The sequence below is a fragment of the Bacteroides salyersiae WAL 10018 = DSM 18765 = JCM 12988 genome (assembly GCF_000381365.1).
In the GTDB taxonomy this organism is placed as follows: domain Bacteria; phylum Bacteroidota; class Bacteroidia; order Bacteroidales; family Bacteroidaceae; genus Bacteroides; species Bacteroides salyersiae.
In genome coordinates, this window is record NZ_KB905470.1 from 33,433 (window position 1) to 52,263 (window position 18,831).

Sequence of the window (18,831 nt, forward strand, 5' to 3'; positions counted from 1 at the left end):
TTTTGCCGCAGAAACATAGAGCAAGCCGAGTGCAGAGCGTCAAGCTTGCTTGAACGGTATGCCGAGGCGCAGCCTATGTTCATGAAAATAAACAAAAAGAAAGGACTGAATATGAAAGTGATAACAATGGAAAGTTCCGTATTTCGGTCATTGACGGAACAGATAGCGGAGATTGCGGCACACGTCCGTGCCGTCTCCGGCGACAAGAGAGCGGCATCGCCCGACAGGTTGCTTACCACACGCGAGGCGGCGCACCTGCTTAACGTGAGTACCCGCACCCTCCAGCGTATGCGCAGCGAGCAACGCATCGGCTATGTCGTGCTTCGTGGCAAATGCCGCTACCGACAGTCTGAAATCGACCGCCTGCTTGATGAATGTACCGTCAACGAGGACGCCGCGACACCGCAGGAGCTGAAACGCAACCACACGCTACGAACGGGAGGCACACCCAAAGGAAGGAGGACATAGCTATGGAACTGCTCACACGAAACAACTTCGAGAGCTGGATGCAGAAGCTGATGGAACGGCTCGACCGTCAGGACGAACTGCTGCTGGCGATGAAGGCGGAGGAACGACAGCCCGCCCTCACGGAAAGCATCCGCCTTTTCGACAATCAGGACTTGTGCATGTTGCTCCAGATAAGCAAGCGCACCCTGCAACGCTACCGCAGCGTCGGCGCATTGCCCTACAAGACACTGGGCAAGAAGACCTATTACAGCGAGGAGGACGTGCTGGAGTTCCTTTCCAACCATGTCAAGGAGTTCAAAAAGGAAGATATAGCCTTCTACAAGGCTCGTATCCATAATTTCTTTCATAAATAACCCATTAAAACATTTTTCAGATGGCAAAGAAAAAAGACGAAAAGGACGTGCTGGTAGTCCGTGACGAGAAGACGGGCGAGATCAGCGTGGTAACCGGGCTGAACGCGGACGGCACACCCAAGCGCACCCCCGCGAAAGCGGAGAACGCGCAGAGTTTCCTGCAATTCGACCGACACGGTGACGTGCTGGACAACTTCTTCAAGAACTTCTTCCGGCAGTGCAAGGAACCCAGTCGCTTCGGTTTCTACCGCATCGCGGCAGACCAAGCCGAAAATCTTTTGGAGGTGATGAAGCAACTGCTGAAAGACCCCGAAGCGAACAAGGAGCTACTCGCCCCTCACAAGGTGGACACCTCCGGTTATGAGAAGAAGGTGCAGGAAGAGATGGCGGCACAACAGACAGAGAAACAAGAACCTCAAAAACAGGAAAACATGGAACAACAGAAAGAACAGCAGGAAAGCCCGCAACAGACGCAGGGCAAACGGGGCTACCAGCCCATCGACGAGAGCAAAATCAACTGGCAGGAACTGGAGGACAGATGGGGCGTGAAGCGAGACGACCTTGAAAAGTCCGGCGACCTTACGAAGATGCTCCACTACGGCAAGTCCGACTTGGTGAAGGTCAAGCCCACCTTCGGCGGCGAATCATTCGAGCTGGACGCCCGCCTCTCCTTCAAGAAGGACGGTGAGGGAAATGTCAGCCTCGTGCCGCACTTCATCCGCAAGGAGCAGAAGTTAGATGAGTACAAGGAACACAAATTCTCCGACGATGACCGGAAGAACCTGCGCGAAACGGGCAACCTCGGCAGGGTCGTGGACATTGAGGACAGGGAAACGGGCGAAATCATCCCCTCCTACATCAGCATCGACCGCAAGACGAATGAAATCACGGACATTCCGGCAAACAAGGTGCGCATCCCGGAGCGCATCGGCAAGACGGAAATCACCAAACAGGAGCAGGACATGCTCCGCGCCGGACTGCCCGTGCGCGACAAGCTCATCGAGCGCAACGACGGCAGGAAGTTCGTCACCACCCTTCAAGTGAACGTGGAGCAGCGCGGCGTGGAGTTCGTGCCGGGAACCGGAAGGTCGCCCCGTACCGCACAGACGCAGGAAGCCAAAGGTGACACCTCGAAAAGTCAGGCGCAAGGCGGGGAAAATGCCGCACAGACCAAGAAGGAGCAACGCCGCAACACGTGGATGAACGAGGACGGCAGCATCCGCCCCATCAGCAAATGGAGCGGCGTGAACTTCACCGACAAGCAGAAAGCCGACTACGTGGCGGGTAAAGCCGTGAAACTGGAGAACGTGACCGACAAGCAGGGCTTCCATGCCACGATGTATATCAAGTTCAACCCGGAGAAGGGCCGCCCGTACCGCTACGAAACGAACCCCGACAACGCCCAGCAGGTCGCCCCGTCCAACGAGAGCCGCACACAGGTGGCGGTGAACAACGAGGGCAAAACCAACGAGGCGACAAAGAACCTGAAAGAGCCTTTGCAGAAAGGTCAGACCGCCCCGAAGGACGACCGCCAGCAACAGCAGCAGGAGAAGCCGAAAAAGAAGAACAACAAAGGCATGAAAATGTAATCCCGTGTCCGCCACTGAATCCAAAATAAAATCCAAAGTATCAACAAAAAAGCAAGAAAACATGAAGACAATCATTGCAGAAAAGCCCTCCGTGGCACGTGAAATCGCCCGCATCGTGGGCGCGACAAAGAGAGAGGAAGGATATTTCGAGGGAGGCGGCTATGCCGTGACATGGGCATTCGGACACCTCGTTCAGCTTGCCATGCCCGACGGCTACGGCGTGCGCGGATTTGTCCGTGACAACCTCCCGATTATTCCCGACACATTCACGCTCGTCCCCCGTCAGGTCAGGACGGAGAAAGGTTACAAGCCCGACAGCGGCGTGGTGTCGCAGATAAAAGTCATCAAAAGACTGTTCGACACAAGCGAACATATCATCGTGGCGACCGATGCCGGACGCGAGGGAGAGCTTATCTTCCGCTACCTCTACCACTATACGGGTTGCACCACTCCTTTCGTGCGCCTGTGGATCAGCTCTCTCACCGACAAAGCTATCCGTGAGGGACTGCGGAAACTCGAAGACGGCAGCAAATACGACAACCTCTACCTCGCCGCCAAAGCGCGGAGCGAATCCGACTGGCTCGTGGGCATCAACGGCACACAGGCGTTATCCATCGCCGCCGGACACGGCACGTATTCCGTGGGGCGGGTGCAGACACCAACGTTGGCTATGGTATGTGAACGCTACTGGGAGAACCGCCGCTTTACGTCCGAAGCATTCTGGCTGCTCCATATCGCAACGGACGGTTGCGACGGCGAAGTCGTGAAATTCTCATCCTCCGAGAAATGGAAAGAGAAAGAACCGGCGATGGAACTATATAATAAGGTAAAGGCGGCAGGTTGCGCCACTGTCACGAAAGCCGAGCGCAAGGAGAAGACGGAGGAAACTCCCTTGCTCTACGACCTGACCACGCTCCAGAAAGAAGCCAACGCCAAGCACGGCTTCACGGCGGAACAGACGCTTGAAATCGCGCAGAAACTCTACGAAAAGAAGTTGATAACCTATCCGAGAACGGGAAGCCGCTACATCCCCGAAGACGTGTTTGCCGAAATTCCCAAACTGCTCGCTTTCATCGGCACACAGCCCGAATGGAAAGACAAGGTGCGGGCAAAAGCCGCCCCGACACGCCGCAGCGTGGACGACGGCAAGGTGACAGACCACCATGCCCTGCTCGTCACGGGTGAGAAACCGCTCTTCCTCTCCAAAGAGGACAATACCATCTATCAGATGATTGCCGGGCGCATGGTCGAGGCATTCTCTGAGAAATGCGTCAAGGATGTGACCACTGTCACGGCGGAATGTGCCGGAGTGGAGTTTACCGTAAAAGGCAGCGTCGTGAAGCAAACCGGATGGCGTGCCGTCTATGGCGAGGAAAAAGAGGAAATTACCATCCCCGGCTGGCAGGAAGGCGACACGCTGACACCGAAAGGCTCGTCCATTACCGAAGGAAAGACCAAACCCAAGCCGCTGCATACCGAAGCCACCCTGCTCTCGGCAATGGAAACGGCGGGCAAGGAAATTGAGGACGACGCACTGCGGCAGGCGATGAAGGACTGTGGCATCGGTACTCCCGCCACACGCGCCTCCATCATCGAAACGCTTTTCAAGCGCGGTTACATGGAACGCTGCAAGAAGTCGCTTGTTCCCACCGAAAAAGGACTTGCCCTCAATTCCGTCGTCAAGACGATGCGCATCGCCGATGTTGCCATGACGGGCGAATGGGAAAAGGAGCTGGCGCGTATCGAGCGCGGGGAACTGTCCGCCGACACCTTCCGCAAGGAGATAGAGGCGTACACACGTGAGATAACCTCCGAACTGCTCTCGTGCGACAAGCTCTTCGGCAGCCGTGACTCCGGCTGCGCGTGTCCCAAGTGTGGCACGGGCAGGATGCGGTTCTACGGCAAGGTGGTACGCTGCGACAACACGGAGTGCGGACTGCCCGTGTTCCGGCTGAAAGCGGGACGCACCCTGTCCGACGATGAAATCAAAGACCTGCTCACCGAAGGGCATACCAAGCTGCTCAAAGGGTTCAAGAGCAAACAGGGCAAGAGTTTCGATGCTGTTGTCGCCTTTGACGGGGAATATAACACGACTTTTGTGTTCCCGGAGGCTAAAAAGGGCAAGAAATTTTCAGGACGGAAGAAATAGTATTAACTTTGCCACTTGTTCAGAGTAATGAATTGTTCTTCGATACCGGATTACACTCATACTTTGGATTTAGTGGTGGCACTCGGAGGGATACCGAGTGCCTTTTTCTTCCTTTTTCCAACCGATTATCCCGTTAATTATCAATCCGCTAAATCCAAAGTAATGAACAACAAGAAGAAAAACGAGGGTCAGACCGACTTTTCCTATTACGGTCTGTACCTGCTGGACTATCTCCGCACGAACAAGTTTGAACAGGCTGACGACACCGCTTTCATACGGGAACGGGCCGACCGTGCCGCCGAAACGTATGAGAGGGCACGGCTTGAAGGCTATCCCGCCGATGGTGCGCAGGAACTGGCGATGGACACGCTGCTGCGCGGGCTGCATTATTCCCGTTACGCCATCCTCCGCGAAGTCGTGGAAAACGAGTTTGCCGATGAAGTGCCGGAAGAGAAGCGTGAAGCCTTTGTCCTGAAACTGCTGCCGCTTGTCGGCAACGTGTTCTCCGTCTATGACCTCTCGGATGACAATTTCGCCCTGTCTTCCGATTACGACCTGCTCTACACGGAGCTGACGGGAGCAACCGTCCTTTACTTAGACGAATATGGCGTTTAACCGCAAACAGAAACTGCGGGACAACATCGAGGCGATACGGACGGCATTCATCCTTGACAGGGAAAACAGGACAGCGACAACCGAAGAGCGTGCCATACTTCAAAGGTACTGCGGTTTCGGCGGTCTGAAATGTATCCTCAACCCTGCAAAGGAACTGACGGATGCCGTCCGGTGGGCGAAATCCGACCTCGAACTGTTCGCCCCGACGGTGGAGCTGCACAGGCTTATCCGTGAGAACAGCAAGGACGAAACAGAGTACAAGCGGTTTGTGGATTCGCTGAAAGCGTCCGTGCTGACCGCTTTCTACACCCCCAAAGAGATAACCGACACCATCGCGGACGTGCTGGCAGATTACAGCGTCCGCCCCGCCCGTATGCTCGAACCGTCGGCAGGTGTCGGCGTGTTCGTGGATTCCATGCTACGGCACAGCCCCAATGCGGATGTGATGGCTTTCGAGAAGGATCTGCTCACGGGTACAATCTTGAGGCATCTCTATCCCGACCAGAAAATGCGCACCTGCGGTTTTGAGAAAATCGAAAGACCGTTCAACAATTATTTCGACTTGGCGGTGTCCAACATTCCGTTCGGTGACATTGCCGTGTTCGACGCGGAGTTTCAGCGGAGCGACTCTTTCGGCAGACGCTCCGCCCAGAAAACCATCCACAACTATTTCTTTCTCAAAGGACTGGATGCCGTGCGTGACGGCGGTATCGTGGCGTTCATCACCTCGCAAGGGGTATTGAATAGCACCAAGACCTCCGTGCGTAACGAGCTGTTCAGTCAGGCCAATCTGGTATCCGCGATACGCCTGCCCAACAACCTGTTCACGGACAACGCGGGGACGGAGGTGGGCAGCGACCTGATTGTCCTGCAAAAGAACCTCAGCAAGAAGGAAATGTCGCAGGACGAGCGGCTGATGACCGTGATACAGACGGACACGAAAACCGACCTGACCGACAACGCCTATTTCATCCACCACCCGGAACGCATCGTGCATACGACGTCGAAACTTGACACTGACCCCTACGGGAAGCCCGCTATGGTTTATCTGCACGAGGGCAAGACCGCAGGTATCGCCGGGGACTTGCGCCGGATGCTCAACGAGGATTTCCATTACAGGCTCGCCATGCGTCTGTATTCGGGAACAATCTGGCAGTCGGGAACGGAAGAAAAGGTTACCGTTCAAAAGGAGGCGGAGCGTCCTGCTATAAAATTGGAAACGGTATCTTCGGCGCAGACGGTGGAAACTCCGACGGAAAAACCGCAACCCGTTGAGGAAAAACCGGAGATAGAGCCACGTCCGAAATATTCTGACGGGGTGCAGCTCTCCTTGCTCAACCTCTGGGGGATGACGGAAGAGGTCAGCCAACCGAAAACCTCCAAAAAGAAAAAGACGGTGAAAAAGGCAGTTACGGCAAAGTCCACTCCGCCCAAACCGAAAGTCACGGTTACACCGACAGCTCCAACTGCAAAACCCGCTATGGAGAATAAGGAGGTGAAAGCGGAGAACACCGCCAAGCCTGCCGACCCGGACGACATCTATGCAAAGCTGGACTGGGAAACCAATCCTCCCATCAACGGCTTCTACGAGATGATGATGGAACTCACGCCGGAGCGCAGGAAGGAACTTCGGGAGCTGGCAAGGCAGCATAATGAAAAACATGAAAACAGAACGGTTGCGACGATCACGCCGGAAGTACCACGTGAACAACCCCGGCAGGAGGAAACACAGCCGGAAGCAGTCGCCGCACCTGCTGTTACCGATGCTCCACCGGAAACGGTGGCTACTTCCCTTTTTCCCGACATCGAACCGGAAAAGCCGAAGGAGGAAGTCGCGGACCTTACGCCGCGTGCCTACCATCGCACGCCGGAGATGCACCTGCGCGAAGGCTCGCTGGTGGCTGACCGGGGGCGTCATAACATCGGCTATCTGAAGGACATCACGCCATACGGGGCTACATTCCAGCCGCTCGACCTGAAAGGATACCAGAAGGAAAAGGCGTTGTTGTATGTGTCGCTGCGTGACGCCTACGAGCGTCTGTACCGTTATGAATCGCTCCGGCGCGAGGCAAATGTTCCGTGGCGAGAGCATCTGAATACCTGTTACGATGAGTTTGTCATGCGCTACGGCAACCTCAACGCCAAGCAGAACGTGAAGTTAGTGATGATGGACGCGGGCGGGCGTGACATCCTTTCGCTGGAACGGGTGGAGAACGGAAAGTTCGTCAAGGCGGACATCTTCGAGCATCCCGTTTCCTTCTCCGTGGAGAGCCATGCCAACGTAGGCTCTCCCGAAGAAGCCCTGTCCGCGTCGCTCAACAAATATGGCACGGTCAATCTCGACTATATGCGGGAGATAACCGACAGCACGGCGGAGGAGTTGCTCACAGCCCTGCAAGGACGCATCTATTACAATCCGCTCGTGACCGGTTACGAAATCAAAGACCGCTTCATAGCCGGGAACGTGATAGAGAAGGCGGAACGCATAGAGGCTTGGATGGGCGAAAACCCCGAAAGTGAGCGTATGCCGGAAGTGAAACAGGCGTTGGAGGCTCTGAAAGATGCCGAACCGCCGCGTATCGCCTTCGAGGATCTGGACTTCAATTTCGGGGAACGCTGGATTCCGACGGGTGTCTATGCCGCCTACATGAGCCGGCTGTTCGACACGGAGGTGAAAATCGCCTATTCCGCAAGCATGGACGAGTTTTCGGTTGCGTGCGGCTACCGCACCATGAAAATCACGGACGAGTTTCTGGTAAAGGGGTATTACCGGAACTATGACGGTATGCACCTCTTGAAACACGCCCTGCACAACACCTGCCCCGACATGATGAAGTCCATCGGCAAGGACGAGCATGGCAACGACATCAAGGTGCGCGACAGCGAGGGCATACAGCTCGCCAACGCCAAGATTGATGAAATCCGCAACGGTTTCTCCGAATGGCTCGAAGAACAGTCGCCGCAGTTCAAGGAACGGCTGACGACAATGTATAACCGCAAGTTCAACTGTTTCGTGCGCCCGAAGTATGACGGCTCGCACCAGACCTTCCCCGACCTCAATCTGAAAGGCTTGGCAAGCCGGGGTATCAAGAGCGTCTATCCCTCGCAGATGGATTGCGTCTGGATGCTGAAACAGAACGGCGGCGGAATTTGCGACCACGAGGTGGGAACCGGCAAGACGCTGATAATGTGCATCGCCGCGCATGAGATGAAGCGTCTGAAATTGGCACATAAGCCGATGATTATCGGGCTGAAAGCCAACGTTGCGGAGATTGCCGCCACCTATCAGGCGGCATATCCCAACGCACGTATTCTGTACGCTTCGGAGAAGGACTTTTCGACCGCCAACCGTGTGCGCTTCTTCAATAATATAAAGAACAACGACTACGATTGTGTCATCATGTCGCACGACCAGTTCGGCAAGATACCGCAGTCGCCGGAGTTGCAGCAGCGCATCCTGCAAGCGGAGCTTGACACGGTGGAGGAAAACCTCGAAGTGCTGCGGCAGCAGGGAAAGAACGTGTCGCGGGCTATGCTGAAAGGTCTGGAGAAGCGCAAACACAACCTTGAAGCGAAGCTGGAGAAGGTGGAACATGCCATAAAGTCACGCACGGACGACGTGGTGGATTTCAAGCAGATGGGCATCGACCACATCTTCATAGATGAGAGCCACCAGTTCAAAAATCTGACGTTCAACACGCGCCATGACCGTGTGGCGGGACTGGGCAACAGCGAGGGAAGCCAGAAGGCACTGAACATGCTCTTTGCCATACGCACCATACAGGAGCGCACGGGCAGAGACTTGGGAGCGACCTTCCTTTCGGGTACTACCATCAGCAACTCGCTGACGGAGTTGTATCTGCTGTTCAAGTATTTGCGTCCGAAGGAGCTGGAACGGCAGGACATCCGATGTTTCGACGCTTGGGCGGCGATATTCGCCAAGAAGACGACGGATTTTGAATTTAACGTGACGAACAACGTGGTTCAAAAGGAGCGTTTCCGCTACTTCATCAAGGTGCCGGAACTTGCCGCCTTCTATAATGAAATCACGGACTACCGCACGGCAGAGGACGTGGGCGTAGATCGTCCCAACAAGAATGAGATACTGCACCACATACCGCCCACGCCGGAGCAGGAGGACTTCATACAGAAGCTGATGCAGTTCGCCAAGACTGGCGATGCCACACTTCTGGGCAGGCTGCCGCTTTCGGAAACGGAGGAAAAGGCGAAGATGCTTATCGCCACCGACTACGCCCGCAAGATGGCACTCGACATGCGCATGATAGACCCGCATTATGAAGACCACCCCGATAACAAGGCGAGCCACTGTGCCAAGATGATCGCGGAGTATTACCAAAAATACGACGCGCAGAAAGGCACGCAGTTCGTTTTCTCGGACTTGGGGACATATCAGCCGGGCGACGGGTGGAACGTCTATTCGGAAATCAAGCGCAAGCTGACGGAGGATTACGGCATACCGCCAAGCGAGGTGCGCTTCATTCAGGAGTGCAAGACCGACAAGGCTCGGAAGGCGGTGATAGACGCCATGAATGCCGGAACGGTGCGTGTTCTGTTCGGCTCCACCTCCATGCTCGGAACGGGTGTGAACGCACAGAAAAGGTGTGTGGCAATTCATCATCTCGATACGCCGTGGCGACCGTCCGACCTGCAACAGCGTGACGGACGCGGAGTTAGAGCCGGAAACGAAATTGCCAAGCATTTCGCCGGGAACAACGTGGACGTAATCATCTACGCGGTGGAGAAGTCACTGGACAGCTACAAGTTCAACCTCCTGCACTGCAAGCAGACTTTCATCAGCCAGCTCAAAAGCGGTGCTATGGGGGCGCGTACCATCGACGAGGGGGCAGTGGACGAGAAATCGGGCATGAACTTTTCGGAATATATGGCGTTGCTATCCGGCAACACCGACCTGCTGGACAAGGCGAAACTTGAAAAGCGCATCGCCTCGCTCGAAGGGGAACGCAAGTCGTTTAACAAGGGCAAGCGTGATTCGGAGTTCAAGTTAGAGTCGAAGACGGGCGAGTTGCGTAACAACACGGCTTTCATAGATGCCATGACGGAGGACTGGAACCGCTTCCTTTCGGTGGCGCAGACCGACAGGGAGGGCAACCGCCTTAATATAATAAAGGTGGACGGTGTGGATTCCGCCGATGAGAAGGTTATCGGAAAGCGTTTGCAGGAGATAGCGAAAAACGCCACTACGGGCGGGCTTTACACACAGGTCGGAGAACTGTACGGTTTTCCGATAAAGGTGGTGAGCGAGAGGATACTCAAAGAGGGATTGGAGTTTACCGACAACCGCTTCGTGGTAGAGGGGAACTACAAGTACACCTATAACAACGGACATCTGGCAATGGCTGATCCGATGGCTGCCGCCCGAAACTTCCTGAACGCGATGGAGAGGATACCCTCCATTATCGACCAGTACAAGGCGAAGAACGAGGTGCTGGAGAGGGAGATACCGCAGTTGCAGGAGATAGCGGGCAAGGTGTGGAAGAAGGAGGACGAGCTGAAGCAGCTGAAATCCGAACTTGCCGCCCTTGACCGAAAAATACAGCTGGAACTTGCGCCGCCCACGCCCGAAGTCGCCGAAAAGGAGAAAGAAGGGCAACAGGTCAAGCCGGAAGCGGAAGATGTGAGGAACAGGCAGGCGCAATATCCCGAAAATGCACCGCCGCAGATACGCAGTCCGGCGGATAGTATCGTTGCCAACCATGTCATAATCGGGCGTCCGGGACTGTATGCCAAGGAGGAAACCCGGTTCAAAGGATTGAAAATATAACCTTAGGAATTTTATCTGAAGTATTAATAAGGGCTATCCCAAAAGGTCTAAAAGTAAATTTTATCCTTTCTGCAAGTATCTGTAGGATGGCAACTGCATTTTTTTCTTTTTGGGCAGCCCTTATTAAAATTTATTCTTATTTTAGGTTATATACATTCATGTCCATTTATGTAAAAAATCCTGCTGACCTTGTTTATGTCTTGTCAGTCACCATTTGCAAAACCATATTTGACCCTCAAAGAGGCTGAATTTGATAAGCAACTTGCTACATACTCATAATAAGGAGCTAAATAGAACACGAATGGGAAATACTCAAATGCCAAACTAAAGAAGATATTGGCCAAAATAAACGCTATACCGAGAGAGAAACTTGATTTTTCAACTTCCTAAAACAGTGTTGTTCAAACATTTCTACTTATTTGTACTTACCAGTTGAACCTACGTTTCCCTAATAAAATGTCTATGGTAAAAAGTTAAAAAATCCTCCTACTTTTGTTAGATATATTTTTTTGTGTAATTTTGTAATCGTTATGCGGCAGTAATAATATACATATTAATACGAGTTAGGAATCCTGTAGTTCTCATATGCTACGAGGAGGTATTAAAAGGTGCGTTTCGACAATGCATCTATTGTAGTATATTATTGCTTAATCCAAATGAATATTATAAATTTAGGAATTCTTGCTCACATTGATGCAGGAAAAACTTCCGTAACCGAGAATCTGCTGTTTGCCAGTGGAGCAACGGAAAAGTGCGGCTGTGTGGATAATGGTGACACCATAACGGACTCTATGGATATAGAGAAACGTAGAGGAATTACTGTTCGGGCTTCTACGACATCTATTATCTGGAATGGTGTGAAATGCAATATCATTGACACTCCGGGACACATGGATTTTATTGCGGAAGTGGAGCGGACATTCAAAATGCTTGATGGAGCAGTCCTCATCTTATCCGCAAAGGAAGGCATACAAGCGCAGACAAAGTTGCTGTTCAATACTTTACAGAAGCTGCAAATCCCGACAATTATATTTATCAATAAGATTGACCGAGCCGGTGTGAATTTGGAGCGTTTGTATCTGGATATAAAAGCAAATCTGTCTCAAGATGTCCTGTTTATGCAAAATGTTGTCGATGGATCGGTTTATCCGGTTTGCTCCCAAACATATATAAAGGAAGAATACAAAGAATTTGTATGCAACCATGACGACAATATATTAGAACGATATTTGGCGGATAGCGAAATTTCACCGGCTGATTATTGGAATACGATAATCGCTCTTGTGGCAAAAGCCAAAGTCTATCCGGTGCTACATGGATCAGCAATGTTCAATATCGGTATCAATGAGTTGTTGGACGCCATCACTTCTTTTATACTTCCTCCGGCATCGGTCTCAAACAGACTTTCATCTTATCTTTATAAGATAGAGCATGACCCCAAAGGACATAAAAGAAGTTTTCTAAAAATAATTGACGGAAGTCTGAGACTTCGAGACGTTGTAAGAATCAACGATTCGGAAAAATTCATCAAGATTAAAAATCTAAAAACTATCAATCAGGGCAGAGAGATAAATGTTGATGAAGTGGGCGCCAATGATATCGCGATTGTAGAGGATATGGATGATTTTCGAATCGGAAATTATTTAGGTGCTGAACCTTGTTTGATTCAAGGATTATCGCATCAGCATCCCGCTCTCAAATCCTCCGTCCGGCCAGACAGGCCCGAAGAGAGAAGCAAGGTGATATCCGCTCTGAATACATTGTGGATTGAAGACCCGTCTTTGTCCTTTTCCATAAACTCATATAGTGATGAATTGGAAATCTCGTTATATGGTTTAACCCAAAAGGAAATCATACAGACATTGCTGGAAGAACGATTTTCCGTAAAGGTCCATTTTGATGAGATCAAGACTATATACAAAGAACGACCTGTAAAAAAGGTCAATAAGATTATTCAGATCGAAGTGCCGCCCAACCCTTATTGGGCCACAATAGGGCTGACTCTTGAACCCTTACCGTTAGGGACAGGGTTGCAAATCGAAAGTGACATCTCCTATGGTTATCTGAACCATTCTTTTCAAAATGCCGTTTTTGAAGGGATTCGTATGTCTTGCCAATCCGGGTTACATGGATGGGAAGTGACTGATCTGAAAGTAACTTTTACTCAAGCCGAGTATTATAGCCCGGTAAGTACACCTGCTGATTTCAGACAGCTGACCCCTTATGTCTTCAGGCTGGCCTTGCAACAGTCAGGTGTGGACATTCTCGAACCGATGCTCTATTTTGAGTTGCAGATACCCCAAGCGGCAAGTTCCAAAGCTATTACAGATTTGCAAAAAATGATGTCTGAGATTGAAGACATCAGTTGCAATAATGAGTGGTGTCATATTAAAGGGAAAGTTCCATTAAATACAAGTAAAGACTATGCATCAGAAGTAAGTTCATACACTAAGGGCTTAGGCATTTTTATGGTTAAGCCATGCGGGTATCAAATAACAAAAGGCGGTTATTCTGATAATATCCGCATGAACGAAAAAGATAAACTTTTATTCATGTTCCAAAAATCAATGTCATCAAAATAATGGAGCGGTCAGGAAATTTCTATAAGGCAATACAGTTGGGATATATACTTATCTCCATTCTTATCGGATGTATGGCATATAATAGCCTCTATGAATGGCAGGAGATAGAAGCATTAGAACTTGGCAATAAAAAAATAGACGAGCTCCGAAAAGAAATAAACAATATCAATATTCAAATGATAAAATTTTCTCTATTGGGTGAAACAATACTGGAATGGAACGATAAAGATATCGAGCATTACCATGCACGGCGTATGGCAATGGACAGTATGCTTTGCCGTTTCAAGGCCACCTATCCAGCAGAGCGCATCGATAGTGTGCGCAGTCTTTTAGAGGATAAGGAACGACAGATGTTCCAGATAGTCCGGTTAATGGATGAACAACAATCTATTAACAAGAAGATAGCCAATCAAATTCCGGTTATTGTGCAGAAAAGTGTGCAGGAACAGTCCAAAAAGCCAAAACGAAAAGGTTTCTTGAGCATCTTCGGCAAAAAAGAGGGAACGAAGCCAACGACAACAACGACTACGCTCCGTTCATCCAATAGAAACATGGTCAACGAACAGAATGCGCAGAGCCGTCGATTGTCAGAACAAGCCGATAGTCTTGCTGCCCGTAATGCAGAACTTAACAGACAACTGCAAGGATTGATTTGCCAAATCGAAAAGAAGGTGCAATCTGATTTACAAAATAGAGAAAGCGAGATAACAGCCATGCGTAAAAAATCATTTATGCAGATAGGCGGCTTGATGGGATTTGTTCTTTTGCTGTTGGTCATTTCCTATATCATCATACACCGTGATGCAAAGAACATTAAACGATACAAACGCAAGACAACGGATTTGATCGAGCAATTGGAACAGTCCGTGCAACAAAATGAGATACTCATAACCTCCCGAAAGAAAGCGGTATATACTATTACCCATGAGTTGCGTACACCACTGACGGCAATAACCGGCTATACCGAACTTTTGCGGAAAGAATGCAATAGCGGTAATAATGGGCAATATATCCAAAATATACTGCAATCCTCCGACCGTATGCGGGATATGCTCAACACTTTGCTTGACTTCTTCCGCCTGGACAACGGCAAGGAACAGCCCCGTCTGTCACCCTGCCGGATTTCTGCAATCACGCACACACTTGAAACGGAGTTCATGCCTGTTGCCGTGAACAAAGGGTTGTCCTTGTCCGTGAAGACTGGACACGATGCCATTGTATTGACCGACAAAGAGCGAATAATACAAATCGGGAATAACCTGCTGTCAAACGCTGTCAAGTTCACAGAAGAAGGCGGTGTTTCTTTGATTACTGAATATGATAATGGAGTTCTGACACTGGTCATTGAAGATACAGGTACAGGCATGACAGAAGAGGAACAGAAACAAGCGTTCGGTGCGTTTGAACGTCTATCAAATGCCGCTGCAAAGGAGGGTTTCGGGCTTGGGCTTGCCATAATGCGTAATATTGTGTCGATGCTTGGCGGAACAATCCGTTTGGACAGCAAGAAAGGGAAAGGCAGTCGTTTCACAGTTGAAATTTCTATGCAGGAAGCTGAAGAACAGCTTGGATATACAAGCAATACACCTGTTTATCATAACAATAAATTCCATGATGTTGTCGCCATTGACAATGATGAGGTATTACTTCTAATGCTGAAAGAGATGTATTCCCAAGAAGGAATACACTGCGACACTTGCACCGATGCTGCGGCACTGATGGAAATGATACGCCAGAAAGAATACAGCCTGTTGCTGACAGACTTGAATATGCCTGGTATAAACGGTTTCGAATTGCTGGAACTGTTGCGTTCGTCCAACGTGGGCAATTCACCAACAATCCCGGTGGTTGTGGCAACCGCTTCGGGCAGTTGTAACAAAGGGGAACTATTGGCAAAAGGCTTTGCCGGATGCCTGTTCAAGCCGTTCTCCATATCGGAACTGATGGAGGTTTCCGACAGGTGTGCCATAAAAGCGACACCGGACGGGAAACCGGACTTTTCCGCCTTATTGTCCTATGGCAATGAAGCCGTCATGCTGGAAAAGTTGATAACTGAAACAGAAAAGGAAATGCAGGCGGTACGGGATGCAGCAAAAGAAAAAGACCTGCAAAAGCTGGATTCCCTGATCCACCACCTGCGCAGTTCGTGGGAGGTGCTCCGTGCCGACCAACCGCTGAATGTACTTTACGGATTGCTTCGTGGCGATGCTCTCCCGGATGGTGAAGCGTTAAGCCATGCCGTGACTGCTGTGCTGGATAAGGGAGTGGAAATAATACGGTTGGCAGAAGAGGAAAGGAGAAAATACGAAGATGGATAAGACAAAAATAATTGTGGTGGAAGACAACATCGTGTATTGCGAATATGTCTGCAATATGCTGTCACGGGAGGGCTACCGCAATATGAAGGCTTACCACCTCTCAACCGCGAAGAAACATCTGCAACAGGCAACAGATAATGATATCGTGGTTGCCGACCTGCGTCTGCCTGACGGCAGTGGCATAGACCTTTTGTGCTGGATGCGAAAGGAGGGAAAGATGCAGCCCTTCATCATTATGACCGACTACGCCGAAGTTAATACCGCCGTGGAAAGCATGAAACTCGGCTCGATAGACTATATTCCCAAACAGCTTGTGGAGGATAAACTTGTCCCCCTGATCCGTTCCATACTGAAAGAACGTCAGGCAGGACAACGCCGTATGCCTGTATTCGCCCGTGAAGGTTCCGCTTTTCAGAAAATCATGCACCGGATAAGGCTGGTAGCCGCCACCGACATGAGCGTGATGATATTTGGTGAGAACGGCACGGGTAAGGAGCATATTGCCCATCTGTTGCATGACAAGAGCAAACGTGCAGGCAAGCCATTTGTGGCGGTGGACTGCGGTTCACTCTCCAAAGAGCTTGCACCGTCGGCTTTCTTCGGACACGTCAAGGGAGCGTTTACAGGTGCGGACAATGCCAAGAAAGGATATTTCCATGAGGCGGAAGGCGGCACGCTTTTTCTGGACGAGGTAGGAAACCTCGCGTTGGAAACCCAACAGATGTTGCTCCGCGCCATACAGGAGAGGCGGTATCGCCCGGTCGGAGACAAGGCAGACCGGAATTTCAATGTCCGCATCATCGCTGCTACCAATGAAGATTTGGAAGTAGCGGTGAATGAAAAGCGTTTTCGGCAGGATCTTCTGTACCGCCTGCACGACTTCGGGATAACCGTTCCTCCGTTGCGTGACTGTCAGGAAGACATCATGCCGCTGGCAGAGTTCTTCCGTGATATGGCAAACAGAGAGCTGGAGTGTAGCGTGAGCGGGTTCAGTTCCGAAGCACGTAAAGCGTTGCTGACACACGCATGGCCGGGCAACGTGCGGGAACTTCGGCAGAAAGTTATGGGTGCTGTATTGCAGGCGCAGGAAGGTGTTGTCATGAAAGAGCATCTGGAACTTGCCGTGACGAAACCGACCTCTACTGTCAGCTTCGCCTTGCGCAATGACGCGGAGGATAAGGAGCGGATATTGCGTGCGTTGAAACAGGCAAACGGCAACCGGAGTGTCGCCGCAGAACTGCTCGGCATAGGCAGGACAACACTATACAGCAAACTTGAAGAGTATGGACTTAAATATAAATTCAAGCAATCATAGCCCGTAATTCACTGAATTTGGCTATCTTTGCATAACATTTGAGAAAAACGGCGATTGGCAGGAGCTTTTCGCCGCCAACATATAGGATAAGACCGCAAGGCGTTTCAAGCGAAAATCTGGTAAATTGGAACTACGGAGACGATTGCGTGATGCTTATGCTATGCTTACGCATAGCGTGCATTCACGTACTCTCCGTAAAGGCTTTACCAGAGCCATCGCTTGAAGGTAGTGTGAATTGCACGCTACTTTTTTACCCTTGCCTAACGAAAGGAAACGATTATGGGTAAAGTTCAGATTCTCGCCGTACTGACGATGGACGGATGTCTTTCTTCAGAGTTATATGATAAAGCACATCAGGATTTGTGCCTTGACCGTTGCGGTCTTGATGAAATCAGGAAGAAAGCCCTTTACCGTGTGACACCGGACTATTCCATTTCAATGCTGCACGAATGGAGAAAAGACGGCACAAACATCCGTTACCTCGCGGAAGCCACACTGGATACGGCAGATTATATAAACGGACTACTGCGTATGCACGCTGTGGATGAAATCATACTATACACCGTTCCTTTCATATCCGGAAGCGGACGACATTTTTTTAAGTCGGCTCTGCCAGAGCAACACTGGACGCTTTCCTCCTTGAAAAGCTATTCCAACGGTGTATGTCGCATTATCTATATCCTTGATAAAAAAGCAAGATAGCCAAAATGTGCGGCAAGCATACATTTCTATTTTCAGGAATAGAATAAATGTTCTGATTACAAACAATTTAAGTCGGAGATAATTTGTCCTTGTGAAAAAATATTGAATTTTATACCTCTGAAATCCAGTACTTTGTAAAATTGAGTGTTGGATTTTTTATTTTCTGCCGCGTTTTTTGCCAATTATATTCATGTGCGCACGCAGAAAACAAAGTGTAATTTTCAAAATTGACAGAACCATGAATTATTTCTTGCTGGCGGAAACCGACTTTTTCCGCCTGATAAACGAAGCCGGTGACTGCAATATGGAAACGGCATACACGGCTTTTGCCACCCAAGTGATCGAACTGTGTAACGGTAGCATGGACGCGAACCTTACCGTCATCGCGCTTGCCTACATCGAAATCGAGTTGCAGCACCATCCCGTGCGCAACCTGTCAGAAGAAAAGAGAGAGATTGCCGCCTATGTCAGCAAGGCCCTGTCTTTCGTGAGGAAGATGCAGAAATTCCTTGCCACGCCCCAAGTGCCGCCACTGATATCCGCCAACAACACAACAGAAACCGCCACCAGCCTCCTGCAATGGACGGGCAATGCCATCGACCTCGTGGAACTTATCTACGGCATCGACGAGATGGGCTGCATCAACAACGGCAACATGCCGCTCAAACAGCTTGCCCCGCTCCTTTACAAGATATTCGGGGTTGAGTCGAAGGACTGCTACCGTTTCTACACCGATATCAAACGCCGGAAGAACGAAAGCCGCACCTACTTCCTTGACAGAATGCAGGAGAAATTGAACGAGAGGATGCTGCGCGATGATGAGTTGGATCGTATGAGGAGATAAAAAACAAATTCATTAGAATAAATCACATCAATTCAATTCATTATTTTGTTATATTAGAAAAAGATATTAACTTTGCATTGAAATTGATATAGT

General features: G+C 50.4%; 11 protein-coding genes. All 11 read left to right on the forward strand.

The features are described 5' to 3' along the window. The first annotated feature begins 111 nt into the window (after positions 1 to 111). The 11 genes from HMPREF1532_RS20095 to HMPREF1532_RS20145 all read left to right on the forward strand — a co-directional run bounded on the left by HMPREF1532_RS20095 (position 112) and on the right by HMPREF1532_RS20145 (position 18,738). Positions 112 to 468 carry a helix-turn-helix domain-containing protein gene (locus HMPREF1532_RS20095; RefSeq protein WP_005790828.1) on the forward strand — a complete coding sequence of 119 codons (357 nt, stop codon included), beginning with the start codon at positions 112 to 114 and terminating at the stop codon, positions 466 to 468. A gap of 2 nt (positions 469 to 470) precedes the next feature. Further along, entirely contained in the window at positions 471 to 821 is a 351-nt protein-coding gene (locus HMPREF1532_RS20100) for a helix-turn-helix domain-containing protein (protein ID WP_008651074.1), read from the forward strand. A 20-nt stretch (positions 822 to 841) separates the two neighbouring features. Continuing rightward, positions 842 to 2,410 carry a DUF3945 domain-containing protein gene (locus HMPREF1532_RS20105; RefSeq protein ID WP_005790824.1) on the forward strand — a complete coding sequence of 523 codons (1,569 nt, stop codon included), beginning with the start codon at positions 842 to 844 and terminating at the stop codon, positions 2,408 to 2,410. Between the two features lie 61 nt (positions 2,411 to 2,471). Continuing rightward, positions 2,472 to 4,559, forward strand: coding sequence for a type IA DNA topoisomerase (locus HMPREF1532_RS20110; protein ID WP_005790822.1), 2,088 nt, complete (start codon positions 2,472 to 2,474; stop codon positions 4,557 to 4,559). A gap of 162 nt (positions 4,560 to 4,721) precedes the next feature. After that, positions 4,722 to 5,174 carry a DUF1896 domain-containing protein gene (locus HMPREF1532_RS20115; RefSeq protein WP_004304266.1) on the forward strand — a complete coding sequence of 151 codons (453 nt, stop codon included), beginning with the start codon at positions 4,722 to 4,724 and terminating at the stop codon, positions 5,172 to 5,174. Beyond that, the gene (locus HMPREF1532_RS20120) at positions 5,164 to 10,977 is read left to right on the forward strand and encodes an N-6 DNA methylase (protein WP_005790817.1); all 5,814 of its coding nucleotides are present in this window, start codon (positions 5,164 to 5,166) and stop codon (positions 10,975 to 10,977) included. The genes HMPREF1532_RS20115 and HMPREF1532_RS20120 overlap by 11 nt, the downstream gene beginning before the upstream one ends. Positions 10,978 to 11,633: 656 nt before the next feature. After that, a complete protein-coding gene (gene tet(Q) / locus HMPREF1532_RS20125; protein ID WP_004293868.1) occupies positions 11,634 to 13,559 on the forward strand; it encodes a tetracycline resistance ribosomal protection protein Tet(Q) in 1,926 nt (641 codons plus the stop codon). Then, positions 13,559 to 15,877: a hybrid sensor histidine kinase/response regulator gene (locus HMPREF1532_RS20130; protein WP_004348456.1), complete on the forward strand. Its 2,319-nt coding sequence runs from the start codon at positions 13,559 to 13,561 to the stop codon at positions 15,875 to 15,877. Before tet(Q) ends, HMPREF1532_RS20130 begins: the two co-directional genes overlap by 1 nt. After that, complete coding sequence (locus HMPREF1532_RS20135) at positions 15,870 to 17,192, forward strand: sigma-54-dependent transcriptional regulator (protein WP_004293870.1); 1,323 nt, start codon at positions 15,870 to 15,872, stop codon at positions 17,190 to 17,192. The genes HMPREF1532_RS20130 and HMPREF1532_RS20135 overlap by 8 nt, the downstream gene beginning before the upstream one ends. 279 nt (positions 17,193 to 17,471) lie before the next feature. Then, positions 17,472 to 17,894 (forward strand): dihydrofolate reductase family protein, encoded by a 423-nt coding sequence (locus HMPREF1532_RS20140; RefSeq protein ID WP_004293871.1) that lies wholly within the window; start codon positions 17,472 to 17,474, stop codon positions 17,892 to 17,894. A 238-nt stretch (positions 17,895 to 18,132) separates the two neighbouring features. Further along, the gene (locus tag HMPREF1532_RS20145; RefSeq protein ID WP_004293872.1) at positions 18,133 to 18,738 is read left to right on the forward strand and encodes an RteC domain-containing protein; all 606 of its coding nucleotides are present in this window, start codon (positions 18,133 to 18,135) and stop codon (positions 18,736 to 18,738) included. Positions 18,739 to 18,831: the final 93 nt, after the last annotated feature.

Coding starts and splice junctions, on each gene's coding strand:
- HMPREF1532_RS20105 (WP_005790824.1), top strand. CDS start 842: ATGGCAAAGAAAAAAGACGAAAAGGACGTGCTGGTAGTCCGTGACGAG.
- HMPREF1532_RS20100 (WP_008651074.1), top strand. CDS start 471: ATGGAACTGCTCACACGAAACAACTTCGAGAGCTGGATGCAGAAGCTG.
- HMPREF1532_RS20145 (WP_004293872.1), top strand. CDS start 18,133: ATGAATTATTTCTTGCTGGCGGAAACCGACTTTTTCCGCCTGATAAAC.
- HMPREF1532_RS20115 (WP_004304266.1), top strand. CDS start 4,722: ATGAACAACAAGAAGAAAAACGAGGGTCAGACCGACTTTTCCTATTAC.
- HMPREF1532_RS20110 (WP_005790822.1), top strand. CDS start 2,472: ATGAAGACAATCATTGCAGAAAAGCCCTCCGTGGCACGTGAAATCGCC.
- HMPREF1532_RS20095 (WP_005790828.1), top strand. CDS start 112: ATGAAAGTGATAACAATGGAAAGTTCCGTATTTCGGTCATTGACGGAA.
- HMPREF1532_RS20120 (WP_005790817.1), top strand. CDS start 5,164: ATGGCGTTTAACCGCAAACAGAAACTGCGGGACAACATCGAGGCGATA.
- HMPREF1532_RS20135 (WP_004293870.1), top strand. CDS start 15,870: ATGGATAAGACAAAAATAATTGTGGTGGAAGACAACATCGTGTATTGC.
- HMPREF1532_RS20130 (WP_004348456.1), top strand. CDS start 13,559: ATGGAGCGGTCAGGAAATTTCTATAAGGCAATACAGTTGGGATATATA.
- HMPREF1532_RS20140 (WP_004293871.1), top strand. CDS start 17,472: ATGGGTAAAGTTCAGATTCTCGCCGTACTGACGATGGACGGATGTCTT.